This is a genomic window from Gluconacetobacter takamatsuzukensis, from assembly GCF_014174275.1.
Lineage (GTDB): Bacteria > Pseudomonadota > Alphaproteobacteria > Acetobacterales > Acetobacteraceae > Gluconacetobacter > Gluconacetobacter takamatsuzukensis.
On sequence record NZ_JABEQK010000002.1, the window covers coordinates 378,346 to 400,348 of the forward strand.

The following is a 22,003-nucleotide window of genomic DNA, read 5'->3' on the forward strand; positions in this document are numbered from 1 at the left end:
GTGGCTGGCGAATACGACGTCATCGTCATTGGCGGGGGGCATGCGGGGTGCGAGGCCGCGGCGGCATCGGCCCGGTGCGGCGCGCGCACGCTCCTGCTGACGCATCGTCGGGACACGATCGGCGCCATGTCCTGCAACCCGGCCATCGGCGGCATCGGCAAGGGCCATCTGGTGCGCGAGATCGACGCGCTGGACGGGCTGATGGGCCGCGCCGCCGACCGGGCCGGAATTCACTTCAAGCTGCTGAACCGCTCCAAGGGCCCGGCCGTCCACGGCCCGCGCGCCCAGGCCGACCGCTCGCTCTACCGGCGCGCCATCCAGGACCTGCTGGCCGAAACCCCGAATCTGGACATTGCGGAAGGCGGGACAGGGGACCTGATCATCGATCCCGCCGGCCAGGTCGCCGGCGTGGTGTGCGAAGACGGGCGCCGCATCGCGGCGGGCGCCGTGGTGCTGACCGCCGGCACCTTCCTGCGCGGCGTGATCCATATCGGCCATGACAGCCACCCGGCCGGCCGGGTGGGCGAAGCCCCGGCCCAGGCACTGGGCGAGCGGTTGCAGGCGCTGGGCCTGCCAATGGCCCGCCTCAAGACCGGCACACCGGCCCGGCTGGACCGCACGACGATCGACTGGGACAATCTGGCCGAAGACAAAGGCGACGCCGAACCCGAACCCTTCAGCCGCCTGACCGCCACGCTCGACAATCCGCAACTCTCCTGCCGCATCACCGCCACCACGGCACGGACCCATGCGCTGATCCGCGAGCACCTGCATCTCTCCGCCGTCTATGGCGGCGCCATCGCCGGGCGCGGCCCGCGCTACTGCCCCTCGATCGAGGACAAGGTGGTCCGGTTCGCCGAACGCGACAGTCACCAGATCTTCCTCGAGCCCGAGGCCCTGCCGGGCAACGAGGGCGGCGACCTGGTCTACCCCAACGGCATCTCGACCAGCCTGCCGGCCGATATCCAGGAACGGATGATCCATTCCATCCCCGGCCTGGAACAATGCCGCATCGTGCGCCCCGGCTACGCGGTGGAATATGATTACGTCGATCCCCGCGCCCTCAGCCCGACGCTGGAACTGACAGCCCTCCCGCGCCTGTTCCTCGCCGGCCAGATCAACGGCACGACAGGCTACGAGGAAGCCGGCGCGCAAGGCCTCCTCGCCGGCCTCAACGCCGCCCGCCGCGCCGGGGGCGGGCAGGGGGTCAGCATCGATCGCGGCACCGCCTATCTGGGCGTGATGATCGACGACCTGACCACGCAGGGCGTGTCCGAACCCTATCGGATGTTCACTTCGCGCTCCGAATACCGGCTCAGCCTGCGGGCCGACAATGCCGATCTGCGCCTGACCGGCCTGGGCATCGACTGGGGCTGCATCGGCGCCGAACGCACCCGCCTGTTCACCGCCGACCGCACCGCCATCGACACGGCCATGCAACGTGCGGCCCAGGAGAACTTCCTGCCCGACAGCCTGCAACAGGCCGGCATCACGGTCTCCGCCGACGGGCGGCGCCGCACCCTGCTCGACGTCCTGGCCACCGCCGCCACGCCAGGGCAGGTGGCACAGATCGCCCCCTGGTTCGCCGACCTCGCACCCCGCATCCGCCGCCATGTCGAAACCGAAGCCCGCTATAGCGGCTATCTGGCCCGCCAAGCGCGCGAGATCCGGCAATTGGAGGCCGAAACCCGCATCGCCCTCCCGCCCGATCTCGACTACCGCCATATCGGCGGCCTGAGCAGCGAGATGCAGGAACGCCTGGCCACGGCCCGCCCCGCCAGCTTCAGCGCCGCCCAACGCATCCCCGGCATCACCCCCTCGGCGCTGACGGCGCTGCTCGCCCACATCCGTCAGGTGGCCTGATGTTTCACGTGAAACCCGACACTCTCCCCGCCGATCTCGCCCAGCGCCTGGACCGCTTCGCCGAAATCCTTACCCGCTGGAACAGCCGCATCAACCTGGTCTCCCCCCGCGATCTCCCCCATCTATGGGACCGCCATATCGCGGACTCGCTGCAACTGGCCTCGCTGATCCCGCCCGGCATCCGCCTGGCCGATCTCGGGTCGGGCGGCGGCTTCCCCGGCCTGATCATCGCCATCGCGACCGACGCCGACGTCACGCTGATCGAATCCGACCAGCGCAAGGCCGCCTTCCTGCGCGAGGCCGCGCGGGCCGCCGGCGCCCGCGTCACCGTGCTGGCGCGCAGGATCGAGGATGTCGACATCGCGCCGGTGCACATCGTCACCGCCCGCGCGCTGGCCGCCCTGCCGCAATTGCTGGAATGGAGCAGCCGCCTGCTGGCGCCCGACGGGTTCTGCCTGTTCCTGAAAGGCAGAAATGTCGACGATGAGTTGACCTCGGCCGCCGCCGACTGGCACATGGCGGTATCCCGATTGCCTAGCCGCACCAATGCGGACGGTACCATTCTCAAACTGGGTGAAATCACGCGTGCCAGACACTCAGAACGCGCAACGGGCCCCTGACGCCGCGCGCGCTTCCTGCATTCTCGCCCTCGCCAACCAGAAAGGCGGGGTGGGCAAGACAACGACGGCCATCAACCTGGCCGCCGGACTGGCCGAACGCGGCCTGTCCGTCCTGCTGATCGACCTCGACCCGCAGGGCAACGCCTCGACTGGCCTGGGCATCGGCTACGATGCAAGACGACAGGGCACCTACGCCCTGCTGATGGACGATGTCCCGATGGCCGACCTGGCCCAGGACACCGAAATTCCCGGCCTCAAGATCATCGCCGCCGATACCGAACTGGCCGGCGCCGAGCTGGAACTGGTCATGACCGACCGGCGCGAATTCCGCCTGCGCGATGCCGTCACCCGTGCGGGCAGCCATTTCGACGTGGTCCTGATCGACTGCCCGCCCAGCCTGGGCCTGCTGACGCTGAACGCGCTGGTCGCGTCCGACGGCGTCATCGTGCCCCTGCAATGCGAATTTTTTGCGCTGGAGGGCATCAGCCAGTTGGTCCGCACCGTCGACCGGGTGCGCCGGGCCTTCAATTCCGACCTGCATGTGGCCGGCATCGTGCTGACGATGTACGACCGGCGCAACAACCTGTCTGAACTGGTTGCCGCCGACGCGCGCAGCTTCTTCGGCGAACAGGTGATGGAAACGCTGATTCCGCGCAATATCCGCATCTCCGAGGCCCAGAGCCATGGCCGCTCGGTCATGGCCTATGACGGCCGGTCCAGCGGTGCCATGGCCTACCAGGCCCTGGCGGACGAGGTCATCGCCCGGAGCGGCCTGAAGACACCCAGAAAGAAGAAGGCGCGGGCATGAGCACGAAGAAAGAGCAGTCACGTCCCCGCCTCGGTCGCGGCCTCGCCGCCCTGCTGGGCGACCAGGCCCCCGCCGCCATCGCCCGCGTCTCGGGCCGGACAGAGCAGGACCGCACCGGCACGCTGGGCGTCGACCAGCTCGAACCCGGGCCGTTCCAGCCCCGCCAGGTGATGGAGCCCGAAGCCCTGTCCGAACTGGCCGATTCCATCCGCACGCGCGGCATCCTGCAACCGATCCTGGTCCGCCCGCATCCGGGGCGCGAAGGACATTACCAGATCATCGCCGGCGAACGCCGCTGGCGCGCGGCACAACTCGCCTCGTTGCACGAGGTCCCGGTCCATATCCGCGCCCTCGATGACGGCGACGCCATGGCCGCCGCCCTGGTCGAAAACCTGCAACGCGCCGACCTCAACGCGGTCGAAGAGGCCGAGGGTCTGCAACGGCTGTTACAGGATTACGGCCTGACGCAGGAGGAACTGGCCGGCGCATTGGGCAAGTCGCGCTCCCACGTCGCCAACATGGTGCGCCTTCTCAACCTGCCTCAACCGGTGCGCGCGGCCCTGCGCGACGGCCGGCTGACGGCCGGCCACGCCCGCGCGCTGCTGGCCCACCCCGACCCGGTCGCGGCCCTCAAGACGGTGCTGGAGCAGGGGCTGAACGTCCGCCAGACCGAAGCCCTGGTCCAGAAAGCCGTCCGCCAGCCCGCCAAGCCGGCCCCGGCCGAAGCCGCCGAACGCAAGAACCCCGAAATCCAGGTCCTGGAACGCGACCTCACCGCCCGGCTGGGCCTGAAAGTCCAAATCTCGTTCGACGGGCGCGGCGGGGCCATCCGCATCCTCTATCAGTCGCTCGATCAGTTCGATACCGTGCTTGCACGTCTGAACGGCTGAGAATGCAGGACATTTTTTCGATAAAACCGCTTGCCCTCCTCACCCGACGCTGTTAGAAGCGCGTCACCCGAGAGGGACACTCCATGGGCGCATAGCTCAGTTGGTAGAGCAGCTGACTCTTAATCAGCGGGTCCAAGGTTCGAGTCCTTGTGCGCCCACCATGGAGCCTTTCGGAAATTCCTCACAAGGCAAAGCGTCTTCCCTTCTTTTTCTGAAGAAAAAGAAGCAAAAAGACTTCCATCCGTTCAGGACCATCGCGTGTCCCCAGCACAAAGCTCCTGAACGAATCAGGGTTTTTTGGTGCTTTTTTGCAAAAAAGCACACAACCCCCTCAAGGCCGACGCGCCAGCCGCTCCACCAACGGCACCATCCGCGCCACGATGACGGCGACCCCGGCAGGGTTGGGATGAATATGATCCGCCTGTTCCAGCTCCGGATGCGCCGCCACGCCGTCAAGGAAGAACGGATCCCATAAAATACCCGGCCGGTGCGACAGCCGCTCGAACACGGCGCGAAAGGCCTGGCCATAGCCCGCGCCCATATTGGGCGGCGCATACATGCCCGACAGCAGCACCGGCAGATGCGCCTGCTGCAACCGGTCCAGGATCGCCGTCAGGTTCTGTTCCATCCGCGCCGGGTCCAGCCCGCGCAACCCGTCATTGCCGCCCAGTTCCACGATCACCGCGTCCGGATTATCGCCCAGCGCCCAGTCCAGCCGCGCCAGCGCATCGATGCTGGTATCGCCCGACACGCCGCCATCCAGGATCGTGATCGCATCGCCGCGCGCATCCAGCGCGGCCTGAAGGCGCGGCACGAAACCGTCCGCATGTGCCAGCCCATATCCGGCGGTCAGGGAATCCCCCAGCGCCAGAATCCGCACCGGCCGGTCGGCCGCATGGACCGACATGGCGAAACCCGCCCACACACAGGCGACCAGAAAGCCAAAAACCGTTCGGGCCCGGTGCAGGCGGCGTGTAGCGTGCAGGCAGGACCATACCCTGTGGGAAGGAAAACGCATGGACGGCGACGGGCTCCCGAATGGACGGACGACGCTGGTCGAGGCACAGGATCTGTGGCTGACAGTGCCGACCCGTGCCGGCGCGGTCAATCCGCGCCGGGGCGATGCAGGGCAGGGGGCATTGACGATCCTGCACGATGTCGGCCTGCGCGTGGCCGAGGGCGAGGCATTGGGCATCGTCGGCCCCTCCGGCTCGGGCAAGACATCCCTGCTGATGCTGCTGGCGGGGCTGGAACGCCCGACCCGCGGCACGATCCGCATCGCCGGCACCACGCTGGGCGCGCTGGACGAAGACGCGCTGGCCCGTTTCCGGCGCCAGACGATGGGCATCGTCTTCCAGTCCTTCCAGCTGATCCCCACCATGACGGCGCTGGAAAACGTGCTGGTGCCGCTCGAACTGGCAGGCCGCCCCGACGGTGCCGCCGCCGCCCGCGCGGCGCTGGACGCGGTGGGGCTGGGCCACAGGCTGGATCACCTGCCGGGCGAGCTTTCGGGCGGCGAACAGCAGCGCGTGGCCCTGGCCCGCGCCTTCGTCACCCGGCCGCGCCTGCTGCTGGCCGACGAACCGACAGGCAATCTCGACAGCCGCACCGGCGCGGCGGTGATGGACCTGATGTTCAGCCTGCAACGGCAATACGGCACCACGCTCGTCCTCATCACCCACGACCCCGCCCTGGCGGCCCGCTGCGACCGCCGCCTGCGGGTCGATGACGGCCGCGTGCTGGCCGACCACCCGGTGCGGGAGCCCGCATCGTGAGCCTGTGGCGCCTGGCCGCCCGCCTGGCCTGGCGCGACCTGCGCGGCGGAATCGGCGGCATGCGCATCGTGCTGGCCTGCCTGGCGCTGGGGGTGGCCACCATCGGCGGGGTGGGCAGCCTGCGCGACATGATCCGCGACGGCATCGCGGGCGAGCAGCGGACCCTGCTGGGCGGCGACCTGTCGATCGAAAGCAGCGACCCGCTCCCCGTCGACCTGGCCGATTTCGCCGCCGCGCACGGGGCCCGGGTATCGCAGGTGCTGCGCATGCGCTCGATGCTCTACGCCCCGCGCGGCACGGGCCAGGCAGATGCCCGGACAGATGCCCAGACCGATGCAAGAATGCTGGTCGAACTCTCGGCGGTCGATCACGCCTACCCGCTGGTCGGCACCATGGCCCTTACCCCCCAGGCGCCGCTCGACCGGGCCCTGGCGCCCGAGCACGGCCTGCCCGCCCTGCTGGCCGACCCGCTGGTCATCGACCGGCTGGGGCTCAAGGTGGGCACGACCGTGCGGATCGGCACCGCCCGCTTCCACGTCGCCGGCAGCCTCGACCGCGCGCCGGACGGCGCCGGCACGGTCACGCTGGCCCCCACGGTCATGACCACCCTCCCGGCACTGGACGCAGCCGGTCTGATGCAGCCGGGCGCCCTGGTCACGCACATGATGCGCCTGGCACTGGGCGGCCCGGCGGCAGACCGTCCCGCCCGCGCCCATGCGCTGGCAATCGCGATCGCCGCCCGCTTCCCCGACCAGGGCTGGCGAATCCGCGGCGAAGCCGACGCCGCCCCCGCCCTGACCCGCACCGTCGACCAGATGGCCCGCTTCCTGGCCCTGATCGGATTATGCGCCCTGCTTCTGGGCGGGCTGGGCGTCTCGACCGGCGTCACCTCGTGGCTGGAGGGGCGCGGCCGGACCATCGCCATCCTGCGCTGCCTCGGCGCCTCGGGGCCGCTGATCCGCCGCACCTTCGGCCTCCAGATCGCCGCCCTGTGCGGCATCGGCATCGGCGCCGGCATGGTGCCCGCCCTGCTGCTGCCCCCGCTGGCCGCGCGGATGCTCGGCGGCCTGCTGCCCATCGAGACGACACCGATTCCCCCGCTGCTTCCGGTGCTGACGGCCGGCCTGTTCGGCGTGCTGGTCGCCCTCCTGTCGGTCATCCTGCCGCTGGCACGCGCCTGCACGACCAGCCCGGCCTCCCTGTTCCGCGACCAGACCCCACACGGCGCTGCCCGCGTGCGGTCCTGGCGCGTCGGCGCAGCCCTGGTCCTGTGCGCGATCCTGTCGGCCCTGCTCACGATCCGGCTGGCCGACAGCCCCCTCTTCGCGGCCGGCTTCCTCGGCGTCGTCCTGTTCGCCGCCGGCATCCTGCTCCTGGCCGGCACGATGCTGCGCGGGGCCGTGTCCATGCTGCTGGCACGGCTCGATACGGCGCGCGGCGTGCCCAGGCTGGCCCTGGCCCTGTTCGCCCATCGCAATGCGGCGACCACGCGGATGGTCGTCGCGCTGGGTGCCGGACTGGCCGCCATGGCCGCCATCCTGCTGACCGAGGGCGCGATGATGGCCCAATTGCGCGACCAGATGCCGCAGAACGCCCCCGCCTTCTATTTCATCGACATCCAGCCCACGGACCTCGACCGGTTCGACAGCCTGGCCCGGGCCCAGCCCTCGGTCCGCGCGGTCCAGCAACTGCCCTCCATGCGCACCCGCGTCGTCGCGGTCGACGGCGTGCCGGCCGAACGGGTCAAGGCGACGCCGCAGACAAGCTGGGCCCTGCGCGGCGATCACGGGCTGACGGTGGCGGCCACACCGCCGCCCGGCACCAGGCTGGCCGAGGGCACATGGTGGCCGGCCGATTATGCCGGGTCGCCCCTGCTGTCGCTGGATGCCGGGCTGGCCGAAGGGTGGGGCGTGCATGTCGGCTCGACCATCCGGCTGAACGTGCTGGGCCGCGCGATCGATGTCCGGGTGGCCAGCCTGCGCACCGTCGCGTGGCGGTCGCTCCAGCTCAATTTCGCCTTCGTCGTGTCACCGGGGCTGCTGTCGCACGCCCCCCACACCTTCGTCGCCACGCTGGCCACCGACGGCCGAGCCGATCAGGATGCCGCCACGCTCGCCGCCATCACCGACGCCCTGCCGGGCGTCACCGGCATCCGGGTCGCCGACGTACTGGCCCGCCTGACCGCGCTAGCCGGCCAGATCGCCACGGCACTCGGCGTCGCGGCCTCCATCATCATGGCCTCGGGTGCGCTGGTCCTGGCGGCCACCCTGGCCGCCGGCTGGCGCCAGCGGGTCGCCAACGCCGCCATCCTGCAGGCGGTGGGCGCCGGCCCGCGCCAGATCCGCACGATCTGGCTGATCGAATTCACGCTGCTGGGGCTCACGGCCGGTCTATCGGCCATCCTGCTGGGCGCATCGGCCGCATGGCTGGTCATGCGCCAGTTCCTGCACCTGCCCTGGACGGCGGACTGGCCGGCGGTGGGCGGCATGATGGCCGGCACGCTGGCGGCCACGACCCTGTGCGCCATGCTGGTCTGGCATCGCGCCCTGCGCCCGCTACGGGGCAGGACACGATAAGGGGCAAGGAAAACACAGTGTTTTCCCAGCCCGGCGGCCATTCGAATTGTCTGGAAAAAAGGGGCCGGAAGGATTGGTGGAGCCAATCGGAATCGAACCGACGACCTCCTGAATGCCATTCAGGCGCTCTCCCAACTGAGCTATGGCCCCGTCCAACCGGCCCGCGCCGTCAGTGATGACGTGCGGGTGGGCGGGGTATAGCCGTGCCCTGTTTCCTTGGCAAGCCCGTCCCTCGATATTTTTTCCGCCCCGCATGGCGAAAGGGAAGTCCCTTCTTTTTCTGAAGAAAAAGAAGCAAAAAGACTTTCGATCCGTTCAGGACAATCGCGTGCCCCAGCACAAGGCTCCCGACCGAATCAAGGTTTTTTGGTTCTTTTTTTCAAAAAAGAACATCCTTCCCTACGCAAGAACCACCCCATGCTGGCGCAAAAACCCCAGCAGCGGCAGCAAGGGCAGCCCCAGAATGGCCGCATGCTCGCCCACCACCCGCTCGAACAGATGAATCCCCACCCCCTCCAGCCGATAGGCCCCGACCGAGGACAGGACGGCATCCCCTTCCAGATCCAGATAGGCATCGAGGAAGGATTCCGAAAACCGGCGCATGGTCAGTTCCGGCCGGGCGACATGCTGCCAGATCACCTGTCCGTCGCGCATCACCACCACCGCGCTGTGCAGCACATGGGCCCGCCCGCGCAGTTCCAGCAACTGGGCACGCGCCGCCGCCCGGTCGGCGGGCTTCTCGAACCACACGCCGTCGCATTCCAGGATCTGGTCGGCGCCGATCACCACGCAATCGGGCTCCTGGATGCGCCGCGCCTTCAGCTCGGCCAGCATCAGCGCGCAATCGCCGGCCGACAGGCCCTCGGCATGCGCCGACTCCCGCACGGCGGCCTCGTCGATGCGCGCAGGGCGCGTTTCGGGGCGGATTCCCGCCTGTTCCAGCAGGTTGCGCCGGGTGACGGACTGGCTGGCCAGTACTATCCGGGGCGACTCGGCCTGTAGAAGAGTCGCGATTAGTACTAATGACGAGTCGCTCATGCGCAGGCTCTCCGTACTGAAAAAAAGAAACCCTGTGATCGGGCCGAACGAGTACTGGGGTACATGGGGATAGTACTCCACACGCTTCTTGATCGTACCGAGTACCGTGGACAACCCTCACAGCCGCCGACACGGTGGGTTGTACACAGCCCCATGTCGGCACATTCGGGATAACTCATCTAACCTTATGAATCCCCGTGTGAATGGAACTGTACACCTTGTGGGAAAGACGGGGTACGTTTTTGGAAATGCGGGTACCCCGTCATCCACAGGCCCTATCTACCTCCTCAGCGTTTCTTTCTTCTTATTTCATGTTTAGAGGTTGGTCCGGAAATCTGGTGACGACGTACCGCACCTTCCCTCGCGGTCCTGTCATCCCCGGAAAAAGTACGGGATAGTCCCGTGATGAACGATGTGACGGCGGACAGGCGATGACGGATACAACCAAACCCCTTCTGCGGGTCCTGCAGGGCGAGGCCGTCTGGCCGCCGCCGCTCTGGCTGATGCGCCAGGCCGGGCGCTACCTGCCGGAATTCCGCGCCCTGCGCGACCAGGCGGATTTCATCACCCGCTGCATGACGCCCGACCTGGCGACCGAGATCACCCTGCAACCGATCCGGCGCTACGCCATGGACGGGGCGATCCTGTTTTCCGACATCCTGATCCTGCCGTGGGCGATGGGCCAGTCGCTGGAATTCGTGCACGGCACCGGCCCGGTGCTGGGGCCGATCCGCAGCCAGGCCGATCTCGACCGGCTGGACCCGAAGCGGGTGCCCGACGCCACGGCTCCGGTGATGGAAACCCTGACCCGCCTGCGCGCCATCCTCGACGGCCCGGATCCGATCGGCGCGGCCCAGGGCGGCCGCACCACCCTGCTGGGCTTCGCCGGCGCCCCCTTCACGGTGGCGTGCTATATGGTCGAAGGCCACGGCTCGCGGGAATTCGATGCCACGCGCGGCATGGCCTATGCCGACCCGCTGCTGTTCGACCGGCTGATGGCCCGCCTGACCCAGGCCACGGCCGACATGCTGGTGGCGCAGATCGATGCGGGGGCCGAGGCGGTGATGCTGTTCGACAGCTGGTCCGGCCTGCTGCCCCCCAGCCAGTTCCGCCGCCACGTCATCGCCCCCACCCGCGCCATCGTGCAGGAAATCCATGCCCGCCGGCCGGGCGTTCCGGTCATCGGCTTCCCGCGCCTGGCCGGGGTGATGGCCACCGAATATGCGCGCGAAACCGGGGTCCGCGTCCTCGCGCTCGACACCGGCGCGGACATGACGGCGATGCAGCGCCTGCTGCCCGGCGACATCGCGCTCCAGGGCAATCTCGACCCGCTGCTGCTGCTGGCGGGCGGCGAGGCGATGACGCGGGAAGCCCAGGCGATCCGCGATGCGATGAAAGGCCGGCCGCACGTCTTCAATCTCGGCCACGGCGTGGTTCCGGCCACACCGCCCGAACATGTGGGCGAACTGGTGCGCGCGGTCCGGGACATCGGGCCATGACCGCCCCCGCGCTGCCCAGGGCCGTCCGTCCCGACGGCCAGCTCCGGCTGGTGATCTTCGATTGCGACGGCGTGCTGATCGACAGCGAGGGCCCGTCCTGCCGGCTGGTGGCGCAGGAACTGCGCCAGATCGGCGTGGAATATGACGACGAGGAAGCGGTGCGTCGCCTGGCCGGACGCGCCCTGACCCGCATCAAGGTCGAGGCCGAGGCGGAAACCGGCCGCAAGCTGCCCGACGACTGGGCAACGGTGGTACAATACAAGCTGGTCGACCTGATGCGCGCCGAAGCCCGCGTCATCGACGGTGCGCACGACATGCTCACGGCCGTCATTGGGCTCGACCTGCCGGTCCGGGTCGGCTCCAATTCCTCGATCGCCGAAATGGACGTCAAATTCGCCCGCACCGGCCTCGACCGGTTCGTGGCCGACCGCGTCCACTCGGCGCGCGACATGGGCAAGCCCAAGCCCGATCCGGCCGTCTACCTGCACGCCGCCCAGACCGAAGGCGTGCCGGCCGAGGAATGTGTGGTGCTGGAAGATACCGATACCGGCGCCAGCGCCGCACGGGCCGCCGGCATGGCCTGCGTGCTGCTGCGCCCGCTCGACCTGCCGGCACCCGACTGGCCGGGCCTGTTCCGCATCGGCCATCTGTCGGAATTCGCCCCGTTCCTGGAGCGGATCCAGGCGGCCCAGTCAGCCCATGGAGCCCGGTCGTGATCCTGGGTTTCCTGCCCTGGCTGGCATGGTTCAAGGCGCTGCACGTCATGTCGCTGATCGCGTGGATGTCGGGCATGTTCTACCTGCCGCGCCTGTTCGTCTATCATTGCCAGACGACACCCGGCTCGGCCGAAAGCGCGCGCTTCAAGGTGATGGAGCGCAAATTGCTGCGCCAGATCATGAACCCGGCCATGATCTGCACCTTCCTGTTCGGCACCCTGCTGGTGCTGACCCCCGGCACCGTCGATTGGCATGCCGGCTGGTGGTATCTCAAGATTGCGGCAGTGCTGGGCCTGGCCGGCTTCCACGGTGCCTGCGCCCGCTGGCGCCGCGCCTTCGCCGAGGACCGAAACACCCGGCCGGAAAATTTCTATCGTGCAGCAAACGAAATTCCGACCATCCTGATGGCTGTCGTGGTGATCATGGTGATCGTCCGCCCGTTCTGACCAGAAACCGTTCTGATCAGAAAAACGGGCCGGTATACGGAGGACATGCGAATGACGGATCACGTCTTCGGTTCGGGCCGGATCAAGGCCCGCGTCGCCGCACAGGGCGCGGAATTGCAGTCGCTGGCCGACGGGGCAGGGCAAGATCGCCTGTGGGCGGGCCTGCCGGCCTGGCCCCGGCGCTCCCCGGTCCTGTTTCCCATCGTCGGCCGCCTGCCCGACGACACGGCCCGCATCGACGGCCAGCCTTTCCACATAACCCAGCACGGTTTCGCCCGGGACCGCGCCTTCGCATGGCACGACCGCCGCCCCGACGGCTGCACCCTCACCCTGACCGACGATGCGGACTCCCACACGATTTTTCCGTACCGCTTCGCCCTGACGCTCGATTACCAGGCCGAGGGCGATACGCTGCACGTGCGCTACCGCCTGCACAATCCCGACCCGGCGCGCACCCTGCCGGCCTCGCTGGGCGCCCATCCCGCCTTTGCGTGGCCGCAGCAGCAAGGTTCCGCAAAGACCGACCATGTGCTGACATTCGAACGGCCCGAACCCGCCCCCATCCGCCGGGTCGCCGGCGGCCTGCTCCAGCCCGAATCCTTTCCCACCCCGATCGAGGGGCGCACGCTGGCCTTGTCCGACGCCTTGTTCGTCGACGATGCCATCATCATGGACGCTCCCGCCAGCCGCAGCGTCCGCTTTCACGCCCCGGACGGCACAGGTGTCACGGTGGCGTGGGAAGGATTCCGCGAACTGGGCCTCTGGACCAAGCCGGGGGCCGATTTCCTGTGCATCGAACCCTGGTACGGTTTCGCAACCCCCCAGGGTTTCTCGGGCGAATTCACAAACAAGCCCGGCCTGCTGCATCTCGCCCCGGGCGAGGAATGGCACGCCTCCTGGTCGGTCACGGTCGACTCTCCCGCCATACCCGCCTGACCCCATGTGCGGGCGCTTCGCCAACACCCTGTCGCTGGAACAGATGCGCCAGGCTTTCCATATCGCCGCCGGCCCCACGCCCGACTGGATGCCCTCATGGAACATCGCACCCCGCCAGCCGACGGCGGTGGTGCGCCGCCACCCGGTCAGTCACGATCTCCGGCTGGACCTGCTGTTATGGGGGCTGGTGCCCAACTGGGCCCACGATATGGGCCGCCAGCCGATCAACGCCCGGGCGGAAACCGTCGCCACCTCCGGCATGTTCCGCGCCGCCTTTCGCTCCCGCCGCTGCCTGGTGCCCGCAACCGCCTATTACGAATGGCAGGCCGGCCCCCCACCCCGCCAGCCCTGGGCCTTCGCCCGGCAGGACGGCCAGCCGCTGGCACTGGCCGCAATCTGGGAATCCTGGGAATATGAAGGCGATATCCTGCGCAGCTTCGCCATCGTGACCACCCAGGCCAACGCCGCCACCCGCGCCATTCACGACCGGATGCCCGTCCTCATCGCCGACCAGGACCGCGACATCTGGTTCAACGCCCCACCCGCCATCGCGGAACAATTGCTGGCCCCGGCGCCCGTCGACATGCTTCGCGCATGGCGTGTCGGGACACGGGTCAACAAGGTGGGGCATGACGGGCCGGATCTGCTGGTGCCGGTGGACGAGGCGTAGAAGACGTTCTTTTTTGAAAAAAAGAACAAAAAAACCTTGATTCGTTCAGGGCTTTTTGCTGGGGCAGCTCAGTGCGTCAGTGGCCCGTGAAGAAGTCGCCGGTTTCCTTTGCGGCGCTCGATCCCCAGTTGCCGACCTTGTGGCCGGTCTTCTTCGTCCATTGTCCGGTGGCGTGGGCCGCATCCACCGTGCCGTTGCGCACCGTGTGCCAGCTATTCCTGCTCCACCGCGCCGTGTCATGGGCCGCGCCGACCGTCCCGTTCCGCACCGTCCGCCAGTCTTTCGCAGCCGCCTGACAGGTCCCCGACCGGCACGACGACGAATCCGCCGCCATCGCCCCCGACATCCCTACCGCCAGCACACCCGCAATCACGAACGCACTGACCCCGCTGAAAAATCCACGTCTCACCCTAACGGCTCCCTGTGTGTTTCAGTCCCATTTTCCATGCCACCCGATCGCGTCGATAATGGGGCAGGGGGCAGGAAAGCGGCTATACTGCTTGGCGCCGCACCGGGCCGCCGAGCAAACCGGCTATCTCCGGCCTCAGTTGCACGTCTGGAAAACGGCCTTGGCGCCCGTACGATCGGCGCTCTGGTTCGGAATATCGTTCGGGCAACTGCTATGCGTCATCCCGTTACACCCAGCGAGCAGAATGGCCAGTGCCGCAGACAGGAAACCTATTCTCACCACCCAACCCTTTCCCGTTCGTCGCAATCGGCCGGCCCCATTCCGGTCCGCCCTATACCGCATCAGGAAAATAGGCCGGCGCGCCCGATTAGGGAAATCCCTCTTCCCCTCGGCCCGACATCTCGACGATGAACACCATCCGGGCATGCTTCGGGGGGCCGGCAAGTCGATCCTCGATCGTGCCGACGGCAGGAAGCCAACATACTGATTTTTATCTTGAAATATCGAGGCAAGTGGTGGAGCTGAGGGGAATCGAACCCCTGACCTCCTCATTGCGAACGAGGCGCTCTCCCAACTGAGCTACAGCCCCACTGCCTGACGGGGTGGATAAATAGCGGGTGCAGGATGTTTGTCAAGCGCGATTGGCCCCTGCCGGTGTTGTATGCGCTGGTAGGCTTCGATAGACTCCCCGCCCGTCCAATGCAGGGATCAACACGTTGCTCACGCTTATCTTCGGCCTGCTGCTCAATCTCATCAGGCTCTATACCTGGGTGGTCATCATCTCCTGCGTGTTCAGCTTCCTGTACGCATTCGGCGTCCTGGATACCCGCAGCCAGATGGTCTGGTCGATCGGCCGGTTCCTCGATCGGCTGACCGAGCCCGCATTGCGGCCGATCCGCCGCATCCTCCCCGCCACCGGCAACATGGATTTCAGCCCGCTGGTGCTGCTGCTGGCCATCCAGTACCTGCTCACGCCGCTGGTCCGCCAGCTTTACTACACGATGGCCTTCAATCCGGGGTTCTGAACCGGCCGGTCGGATTTTATTCGCCTGCCACGACGTCGTTATTCATATTCTGGCCATATGGACAGGTTATGATCGTCGGACCGCCAGACATAAGGATGTGATGCATGAACCGTCATTTCGTTCCCTTGTCGTTTGCGGCCGTCATGGCGGCCGTATCGCTCTCCGGCGCCCGCCCGGCGCATGCCCAGATGCCGTCGATGCCCGGCATGTCGGACATGGGGCAGGGCATGATGGGGTCGATGGGCCTGCCGTCGGTTTCCTCCGCCGGGTCCAGCAACCTGGTCGGGCTGCTCGGCTATTGCGTGCAGAACAATTACCTGGGCGCCAGCACCGCCTCGCCGGTCATGAGCGCCCTGGGCCAGAAGGCCGGCATCAGCGGCCAGGGCGACAGCGCCTACCAGGCCGGCCAGCGCGGCCTGCTGGATACCGGAAACGGCAAGAGCTTCTCGCTGGCGTCGGCCGGGCAGGGCGTCAAGCAGCAGATGACGCAGAAAGTCTGCAACATGGTGCTCAGCCGGTCGCAGTCCTTGCTGTGACCGGCCCCGATCACCAGCGCCGGGCCCGTTCCGGCCACCGGGCGGCCCGGCCGTAATGGCCTCCGTCGAACGGACGGCCCAGGCCTTCCTCCGGGTCCGCGCCGGGGCCCCGCCGCTGCAAAACCTCCCCGATCACGACCATGTCGCATCGCCGGACGAAGCCTATCGCATCCAGCATGCCACGCTCCGCGCGCTGGGCGGCCGGATCGCCGGGTGGAAGGTCGGGGCCCGCTCGCCGGATTCCGAACCGGCGACCGCCCCGATCCTGGACGCGACCCTGTTCGACACGGCGACAATCCTGCCGCGCGGCCTGTGCCGCCTGATCGGGGTGGAGGCCGAGATCGCCTATCGTTTCGGCCGCGCTTTGCCGCCGCGCGAAACGCCGTACACGGCGGACGATGTGCGTGACGCGATCGCCTCCGTACATCCGGCCATCGAAATCCTCGACACCCGTTTCGCCACCCCCGGCAGCCAGCCCCCGTTCGACCATCTGGCCGACCAGCAGAGCCACGGCGCCCTGTTCGTCGGCCCGGCCCTTACCGACTGGCACGCCCTGGTACCGACGCAGGAGCGCGTGACCCTCACCATCGACGGCCGCGTGGCGGTCGACCATGTCGGCGGCAACTCGGCCGGCGACCCCATCCGCATGCTGGTGTGGCTGGCGGCGCACGCCGCCCGTCACGCCGGGGGCCTGGCCGCCGGCACCGTCGTCACGACAGGGTCGACATCGGGGACGATCTTCGTCGAACCCGGCACCCGGGTCCGTGCCGCATTCACTCATCTGGGTTCGCTCTCACTGACCTGTGACTGAAATCTGAAACAGGGCGGGCCGGAAGCCGGACTGCGACCGGGGCGTTGTCCTGTCGCCCCGCGTGCCGGCGCCGCGCACGATGTGTAATATGGCGCCGTCCATGGCTCCCGAGGCGGGAGCAGACCGGGGCAGTAAAGGGGGGTCAGTGCATCCATTACCCGACAACCCACCGCATGCGGGCGGGCCGGCCGGCTCCACGGTGCTGGCGCGCGTGGTGCTCGAAGACGTCGAGAATGCGCTGACAACCAGCCGGGCGCGGCAGAACGACGTCAACCAGGCCATCGCCGACCTGCAACAGACGGCCCGCTTCCTGCCCGAGGGGCTGGTCGGCCCCTTCATCCTGCACCTGTCGGTCCAGACCAACGGGCTGGTCTTCGACGTGCGCGACGCGCGCGACCAGCCGCTGCGCATCTACCGCATTTCGCTGACGCCCTTCCGCCGCCTGATCAAGGATTACGTCCTGCTGGTCGACAGTTTCGACGAGGCCGTGCGCGAGGGAAACACGATGCGCGTCCGCGCCATCGATATGGGCCGCCGCGGCCTGCATAATGACGGCGCGGCGCTGATGGTCGAGCGCCTGCGCGGCAAGATCGACATGGATGACGAAACCGCCCGCCGCCTGTTCACGCTGGCCAGCATCCTCCAGCAACGGCGCTGACACGGTTCAGGACCTGCCGAACGGGTATCTTGCCAGGCAGGATCTCAGAATTGCGCGGGGCCGACCACCAGCTCGATCTCGATCCGCGTGCCGGGCGTGTCGAATCCCGGGACCAGCCGCAGCGTGGTACCGGGCCGCCCCGCGCCGAACGCATCGCGCAACAGCGGAAAGCAGGATGGAAAACCATCCGTGTCACGCATCAGGAAGACAATGCGCGTCACATCCTCCAGCCGGTATCCGTCGCGGGCCAGGGCCAGGGCCCCCCGGTCCAGGGCCACGCGGCACTGTTCCATCAGGCCGGGCGGCTTTCCCTCGGTTCGCGGATCGATTCCGGTCAGGTGTCGCACATGGATCTCCCGGTCCGTCATGCCGTGCGTGATCTCCCACCTCGGACATTGATAACGAAAACGTCATATTCAGTTCAGGGTGAATTTCAACCCTGGGGGGGCATTTTACCGGATATGGAACAATTACGCTCGCCAAAGGTTCAGGTTCACGCAAGCTGTGCCGCGCGCGACGGGCAGGGCGTGCTGCTGCTGGGCCCATCGGGCATCGGCAAGTCGGACCTGCTGCTGCGCCTGCTCGATGCCGGCTACGACCTGGTGGCCGACGACCGCGTGGTGCTGGAGGGCGGCCGCGCCTCGGCGCCCCCGGCGCTTGCGGGGTTGATCGAGGTCCGGGGCATGGGTCTGGCGCGCCTGCCCTTCCTGGCCGATGCGCGGGCGGTGCTGGCGGTGCGGCTGGTCCGGCCGCAGGACAGGCCCGACCGGCTGCCCGCCTCGGCGCAGGATTCCCTGACCGGCCTGCCGGAAATCCGGCTGGACCCGGCATTGCCCTCGGCCGTGGCACGGATCAACCTGGCCCTTGACGGGTTGGCCGGTCGTTGCAAGATTTTAACCTTCGAGCAATTGTAATCCATACGCCTCTTCCCATGTCGGTTCTTTCGGTGTCCCATGCGTGGGGGACGCGGTGTCGGAAGCCCCGCCTGACAGGCAGGCCGCTCCGAGGCCCGAAGGTGTCCGGCCCTTTGTTCAGCCAGGATTTCCCGTGACGGATTCTTCACTCGACGGAGCACCGGCGCCACGCCGCATCCTGCTGGTCACCGGCCTGTCGGGCGCGGGAAAATCGTCGATCCTGCGCATCCTGGAAGATCTGGGGTACGAGGTCATCGATAATCCCCCCCTGGGCATGCTGGACGAAATCGTGACCCGCGCCGAACAGCCGGTGGCCATCGGCGTGGACTCCCGCACCAGGGGGTTCGACGCGGCGGCGGTCCTGGCGGCGGTGGGCCGCCTGCGCGTCAACCCCGCCCTCCAGGCCGAACTCATCTACGCGACGGCCGAGGAAAGCGTGCTGCTGCGCCGCTACACCGCCACCCGCCGCCGCCACCCGCTGGCGATGCGCGGCGCGGTCAAGGACGGGATCGAGGCGGAAATCGAACTTACGGCCCGCCTGCGCGCGGCGGCCGACATGGTGATCGACACGTCCGACCTCCCGCCGCCCGAATTGCGGCAGGTCATCGAAACCCGCTTCGCCCCCCGCAGCGACCATCGGGGCGGCGGGCTGACGGTGGCGCTGATGTCCTTCGCCTTTCCCGCCGGTCTCCCGCGCGAGGCCGACATGGTGTTCGACGCCCGGTTCCTCCGTAACCCCTATTACGTCCCCGAACTGGCGGCCATGACCGGCCTCGACCCCGAGGTCGCCGATTACGTGGCCGCCGACCCGGACTATCCGCGCTTCCTGGACCAGATCGACGGCATGCTGGGGCTGGTGCTGCCCCGCTTCGTGCGCGAGGGCAAGAAATACGCCACCATCGCCATCGGCTGCTCCGGCGGCCGCCACCGCTCGGTCACGATCGTCGAGGCCCTGGCCGAACGGCTTGCGGAATGCGCGGGAACATGCGACAGGCCGGGAAAGGCGCCTCGTATTGACATTGGTGCGGTGCCGTCCGATCTCCCCTCATCAGGGACGGACGAACAGGGTGCATGGTCGGTCATCGTCATGCATCGCGAACTGGCGCGGCAGGGCAGATATCGTTGGCGATGGGCCAGCCGGCCGAAGGAGCCTGTGACGGACGTCGTGGAAGGGCGATATTCTTCATGATCGGTATGGTCCTCGTTACCCACGGCGCGCTGGGCGAAACACTCAGGCGCGCGATGGAACATGTGGTCGGACCGCAGGAACAGCTCGCAACGCTGAATGTCGAAGCCGGGGACGACCCGGTCCTGCGCCGCGTGGATCTGCAAAAGATGATTGCCGGCGTCGACACGGGCGACGGCGTCCTGCTGCTGACCGACATGTTCGGCAGCACCCCCTCCAACCTGGCCATTTCCATGATGGAAAACGCGCGGGTCGAGGTCCTGGCCGGCGTCAACGTGCCCATGCTGGTCAAGCTGGCGCAGATCCGCAACGCCCACACGCTGGAAGAATGCGCCGACCTGGCCGAGGGCGCGGGCCGCAAATATATCTCCACCGCCTCGCACCTGCCGCCGCAATGCCTGGGCGGCGCCCGCAGCTGCCTGCTGGGCGAGCAGCGGGCGGCTGCGGTCGGCTGAGGCCGCATGTCCGGCACCGACACGTCCCCCGGGCTCGACCCGCAGGACCCCGACGTCCTGTCCGTGACCGCGACCATGGTCAATCGCCGGGGCCTGCACGCCCGCGCGGCGGCCCGGCTGGTGACGGTGGCCGAACAGTTCGATGCGAATGTCGAGGTCCGGCGCGGCGACCAGACGGTCTCGGCGCGCTCGATCATGGGGCTGATGATGCTGGGGGCCGGTCGCGGTGAATCCGTCACCCTGATGGCCACCGGGTGGGATGCCCATGCGGCGATCGAGGCCCTGGTGGCCCTGATCGAGGCCGGCTTCCATGAAGACGACTGACAGCCCCGACCAGGCTCCCCCCCGCCGCCGGCGCCGCCCGCGCGCCACGGCCGCGGCAGCGGCCCCGGCCGAAATCCGCCTGGCCGGCGATGCCACGGTCCGGGGCGTCGCCATCGGCCCGGCAATGCTGGTGCTGGAAAGCCCGGCCCCGGATATCGACGCCACGGCCCGCACCGACGACCCCGATCACGAACTGGCGCGCCTGGCCGAGGCGATCGAACGCTCGGTGCGGCAGATCGAACGGCTGCGCGACCGGCTGGCCATCCTGCCCGAAGACGGGCAGATCGAAATCGGCTCGCTGCTCGAAGTCTATCGCCGCATGCTCGGCCCCTCCCGCCTGCAACGCGGCATTCACGACCGCATCGTCCGCGACGGCCGCACGGCCGAACTGGCGGTGCGCGAGGAAACCGAGAGCCTGGCCCAGGCCCTGCTCAGCGACGGCGCCGCATCGGGTGGCGAGGACGCGGCCGCCGCCCAGCGCCGCGCCGGCGAATTCCGCGAAATCGGCCAGCGCCTGGTGCGCAATCTGGGCCGCACCCCCTTCCGTTCCTTCAGCGCGGTGCCCCCGGGCACGGTGCTGGTGGCCGAACAACTCCGCCCGGCCGATGCGGCACTGATCGACCCGTCGCGCATCGTCGCGGTCGCGACCGAGGAAGGCGGCTCGACCGACCATACCGCCATCATGCTCCGCGCGCTGGGCATTCCCACGGTGCTGGCCGCCCACGGTCTGACCGCCCGCGCGCGCGACGGCGCGACCATGGTGGTGGACGGCACGACCGGCCAGGTCGTGATCGACCCGGGCGAGGAGACACTGGCCATCGCCCGACGCGGCGTGGCCGAACATGCGCGCGAACGCCAGGCCCTGGGCCGCCTGCGCCGCCTGCCCGCCCGCCTGACCAGCGGCGAGAAGCTGCAATTGCAGGCCAATCTCGAACTCCCGGCCGAACTGCCGCTGGTCGCCCAGTCCGGGGCCTCGGGCATCGGCCTGCTGCGCACCGAATTCCTGTTCATGAACGCCGAAACCATGCCGGACGAAGACCGGCAGGCGGCAATCTATGCCGAAATCATCGGCACCATGGCGGGCGACACCACCACGATCCGCGTCGTGGACTGGGGCGGCGAAAAGCATAGCGAGGCCCTGGAGCGCGCCGGCCTGCACCAGGAAGGCGACACCATCAATCCGGCGCTGGGCATGCGCGGCTTGCGCCTGCTGCTGCGCTATCCGGCAGTGCTGGAAACCCAGTTCGCCGCCATCCTCAAGGCCTCTGTCGCCGGCCCGGTGCGGGTCATGCTGCCGATGGTCACGGTGGTGCACGAACTGCGCGAGGCGCGAGAGATCTATCACCGCGTCGCCCGCAGGCTGCGCCGCAAGGGGCTGCCGCTGGGCGACAGCCTGCCCCCGCTGGGCATCATGGTCGAAACCCCGGCCGCCGCCCTCATGGGCGACGCCCTGGCGCAGGAGGCCGAATTCCTGGCCATCGGCACCAACGACCTGACGATGTACACCCTGGCGGTCGACCGGGCCTCCGCCGACGTGGCATCGCTCTACCATCCGCTCCACCCGGCCGTGCTGCGCCTGATCCAGGCGGTGACCGAGGCCGCGCTGCGCCAGTACCGCCCCATCTCCCTCTGCGGCGAAATCGCGGGCGACCCGCGCGTGGTACCCCTGCTGGTCGGGCTGGGCCTGCGCTCCTTCTCCATGACCGCCTCGGCCGTGCCCCGGGTCAAGAAGGTGGTGCGCGCCCTGTCCTTCGAGGATTGCCGACGTCTGGCCCACCGGGTGATGGAAGCCTCGGACGTGGCCGAAGTGACCAGCCTGATCGACGATTTCGCCACCGGGAGCTGAGG

General features: G+C 68.3%; 24 protein-coding genes and 3 tRNA genes. 21 read left to right on the forward strand and 6 right to left on the reverse strand.

Annotated elements, in window-relative coordinates:
- From mnmG to HLH27_RS04055, 5 genes are all read left to right on the forward strand, one after another.
- A complete protein-coding gene (mnmG, locus tag HLH27_RS04035) occupies window positions 1–1,863 on the forward strand; it encodes a tRNA uridine-5-carboxymethylaminomethyl(34) synthesis enzyme MnmG (RefSeq protein ID WP_182947999.1) in 1,863 nt (620 codons plus the stop codon).
- On the forward strand, window positions 1,863–2,483 hold the full coding sequence (gene rsmG / locus HLH27_RS04040) for a 16S rRNA (guanine(527)-N(7))-methyltransferase RsmG (RefSeq protein ID WP_182948001.1): 621 nt from the start codon (window positions 1,863–1,865) through the stop codon (window positions 2,481–2,483). Before mnmG ends, rsmG begins: the two co-directional genes overlap by 1 nt.
- Window positions 2,410–3,291 carry a ParA family protein gene (locus HLH27_RS04045; protein ID WP_182948003.1) on the forward strand — a complete coding sequence of 294 codons (882 nt, stop codon included), beginning with the start codon at window positions 2,410–2,412 and terminating at the stop codon, window positions 3,289–3,291. Before rsmG ends, HLH27_RS04045 begins: the two co-directional genes overlap by 74 nt.
- Window positions 3,288–4,181 carry a ParB/RepB/Spo0J family partition protein gene (locus HLH27_RS04050; protein WP_182948005.1) on the forward strand — a complete coding sequence of 298 codons (894 nt, stop codon included), beginning with the start codon at window positions 3,288–3,290 and terminating at the stop codon, window positions 4,179–4,181. Before HLH27_RS04045 ends, HLH27_RS04050 begins: the two co-directional genes overlap by 4 nt.
- An 85-nt stretch (window positions 4,182–4,266) precedes the next feature.
- A tRNA-Lys gene (locus HLH27_RS04055) sits at window positions 4,267–4,342 on the forward strand.
- 170 nt (window positions 4,343–4,512) lie between these two features.
- On the opposite strand, the gene HLH27_RS04060 is transcribed toward HLH27_RS04055, so the two are convergent.
- Window positions 4,513–5,088, reverse strand: a complete 576-nt coding sequence (locus tag HLH27_RS04060; RefSeq protein WP_182948007.1) for an arylesterase — start codon at window positions 5,086–5,088, stop codon at window positions 4,513–4,515.
- A 109-nt stretch (window positions 5,089–5,197) separates the two neighbouring features.
- On the opposite strand from HLH27_RS04060, the gene HLH27_RS04065 reads away from it, so the two are divergent.
- Complete coding sequence (locus tag HLH27_RS04065; RefSeq protein ID WP_182948009.1) at window positions 5,198–5,956, forward strand: ABC transporter ATP-binding protein; 759 nt, start codon at window positions 5,198–5,200, stop codon at window positions 5,954–5,956.
- Window positions 5,953–8,532, forward strand: coding sequence for an ABC transporter permease (locus tag HLH27_RS04070; protein ID WP_338029834.1), 2,580 nt, complete (start codon window positions 5,953–5,955; stop codon window positions 8,530–8,532). The genes HLH27_RS04065 and HLH27_RS04070 overlap by 4 nt, the downstream gene beginning before the upstream one ends.
- Window positions 8,533–8,606: 74 nt before the next feature.
- Here the strand turns inward: HLH27_RS04070 and HLH27_RS04075 are convergent.
- Together HLH27_RS04075 and HLH27_RS04080 are read right to left on the reverse strand one after the other, a co-directional pair.
- Window positions 8,607–8,682 (reverse strand) — tRNA-Ala (locus HLH27_RS04075).
- Between the two features lie 249 nt (window positions 8,683–8,931).
- Window positions 8,932–9,570, reverse strand: coding sequence for a Maf family protein (locus HLH27_RS04080; RefSeq protein WP_182948011.1), 639 nt, complete (start codon window positions 9,568–9,570; stop codon window positions 8,932–8,934).
- A gap of 431 nt (window positions 9,571–10,001) precedes the next feature.
- Here HLH27_RS04080 and hemE point away from each other — a divergent pair, with 431 nt between their 5' ends.
- The 5 genes from hemE to HLH27_RS04105 are packed head-to-tail and all read left to right on the forward strand — an operon-like array spanning window position 10,002 to window position 13,837.
- Entirely contained in the window at window positions 10,002–11,069 is a 1,068-nt protein-coding gene (gene hemE, locus HLH27_RS04085) for a uroporphyrinogen decarboxylase (RefSeq protein WP_182948013.1), read from the forward strand.
- Complete coding sequence (locus HLH27_RS04090; protein ID WP_182948014.1) at window positions 11,066–11,785, forward strand: HAD family hydrolase; 720 nt, start codon at window positions 11,066–11,068, stop codon at window positions 11,783–11,785. The genes hemE and HLH27_RS04090 overlap by 4 nt, the downstream gene beginning before the upstream one ends.
- Window positions 11,782–12,231 (forward strand): protoporphyrinogen oxidase HemJ, encoded by a 450-nt coding sequence (gene hemJ, locus HLH27_RS04095; RefSeq protein WP_182948015.1) that lies wholly within the window; start codon window positions 11,782–11,784, stop codon window positions 12,229–12,231. Before HLH27_RS04090 ends, hemJ begins: the two co-directional genes overlap by 4 nt.
- A gap of 51 nt (window positions 12,232–12,282) precedes the next feature.
- A complete protein-coding gene (locus HLH27_RS04100) occupies window positions 12,283–13,167 on the forward strand; it encodes an aldose 1-epimerase family protein (protein WP_182948016.1) in 885 nt (294 codons plus the stop codon).
- Between the two features lie 4 nt (window positions 13,168–13,171).
- Window positions 13,172–13,837 (forward strand): SOS response-associated peptidase, encoded by a 666-nt coding sequence (locus tag HLH27_RS04105; protein ID WP_182948017.1) that lies wholly within the window; start codon window positions 13,172–13,174, stop codon window positions 13,835–13,837.
- A 76-nt stretch (window positions 13,838–13,913) separates the two neighbouring features.
- Here the strand turns inward: HLH27_RS04105 and HLH27_RS04110 are convergent, their stop codons facing one another.
- Entirely contained in the window at window positions 13,914–14,246 is a 333-nt protein-coding gene (locus HLH27_RS04110) for a hypothetical protein (RefSeq protein ID WP_182948018.1), read from the reverse strand.
- Between the two features lie 513 nt (window positions 14,247–14,759).
- A tRNA-Ala gene (locus tag HLH27_RS04115) sits at window positions 14,760–14,835 on the reverse strand.
- 127 nt (window positions 14,836–14,962) lie between these two features.
- On the opposite strand from HLH27_RS04115, the gene HLH27_RS04120 reads away from it, so the two are divergent.
- From HLH27_RS04120 to HLH27_RS04135, 4 genes are all read left to right on the forward strand, one after another.
- Window positions 14,963–15,271 carry a YggT family protein gene (locus tag HLH27_RS04120; protein WP_182948019.1) on the forward strand — a complete coding sequence of 103 codons (309 nt, stop codon included), beginning with the start codon at window positions 14,963–14,965 and terminating at the stop codon, window positions 15,269–15,271.
- Window positions 15,272–15,375: 104 nt separating this feature from the next.
- Complete coding sequence (locus tag HLH27_RS04125; protein ID WP_182948020.1) at window positions 15,376–15,807, forward strand: YjjA family protein; 432 nt, start codon at window positions 15,376–15,378, stop codon at window positions 15,805–15,807.
- A 55-nt stretch (window positions 15,808–15,862) separates the two neighbouring features.
- A complete protein-coding gene (locus tag HLH27_RS04130; RefSeq protein WP_182948021.1) occupies window positions 15,863–16,618 on the forward strand; it encodes a 2-keto-4-pentenoate hydratase in 756 nt (251 codons plus the stop codon).
- A gap of 145 nt (window positions 16,619–16,763) precedes the next feature.
- Window positions 16,764–17,276 (forward strand): UPF0262 family protein, encoded by a 513-nt coding sequence (locus HLH27_RS04135; RefSeq protein ID WP_338029835.1) that lies wholly within the window; start codon window positions 16,764–16,766, stop codon window positions 17,274–17,276.
- 44 nt (window positions 17,277–17,320) lie between these two features.
- Here HLH27_RS04135 and HLH27_RS04140 read toward each other — a convergent pair whose 3' ends face one another.
- Window positions 17,321–17,644, reverse strand: a complete 324-nt coding sequence (locus HLH27_RS04140; protein ID WP_182948023.1) for a RidA family protein — start codon at window positions 17,642–17,644, stop codon at window positions 17,321–17,323.
- A gap of 93 nt (window positions 17,645–17,737) precedes the next feature.
- Here HLH27_RS04140 and HLH27_RS04145 point away from each other — a divergent pair, with 93 nt between their 5' ends.
- The 5 genes from HLH27_RS04145 to ptsP all read left to right on the forward strand — a co-directional run bounded on the left by HLH27_RS04145 (window position 17,738) and on the right by ptsP (window position 22,001).
- The gene (locus HLH27_RS04145) at window positions 17,738–18,190 is read left to right on the forward strand and encodes an HPr kinase/phosphorylase (protein WP_182948025.1); all 453 of its coding nucleotides are present in this window, start codon (window positions 17,738–17,740) and stop codon (window positions 18,188–18,190) included.
- A 133-nt stretch (window positions 18,191–18,323) separates the two neighbouring features.
- Window positions 18,324–19,379, forward strand: a complete 1,056-nt coding sequence (gene rapZ / locus HLH27_RS04150; RefSeq protein WP_182948027.1) for an RNase adapter RapZ — start codon at window positions 18,324–18,326, stop codon at window positions 19,377–19,379.
- Window positions 19,376–19,831, forward strand: coding sequence for a PTS sugar transporter subunit IIA (locus HLH27_RS04155; protein WP_182948029.1), 456 nt, complete (start codon window positions 19,376–19,378; stop codon window positions 19,829–19,831). Before rapZ ends, HLH27_RS04155 begins: the two co-directional genes overlap by 4 nt.
- Before the next feature lie 6 nt (window positions 19,832–19,837).
- Window positions 19,838–20,155: an HPr family phosphocarrier protein gene (locus HLH27_RS04160; protein WP_182948031.1), complete on the forward strand. Its 318-nt coding sequence runs from the start codon at window positions 19,838–19,840 to the stop codon at window positions 20,153–20,155.
- Window positions 20,142–22,001, forward strand: a complete 1,860-nt coding sequence (gene ptsP / locus HLH27_RS04165) for a phosphoenolpyruvate--protein phosphotransferase (RefSeq protein ID WP_182948034.1) — start codon at window positions 20,142–20,144, stop codon at window positions 21,999–22,001. Before HLH27_RS04160 ends, ptsP begins: the two co-directional genes overlap by 14 nt.
- The last annotated feature ends 2 nt before the right edge of the window (window positions 22,002–22,003 follow it).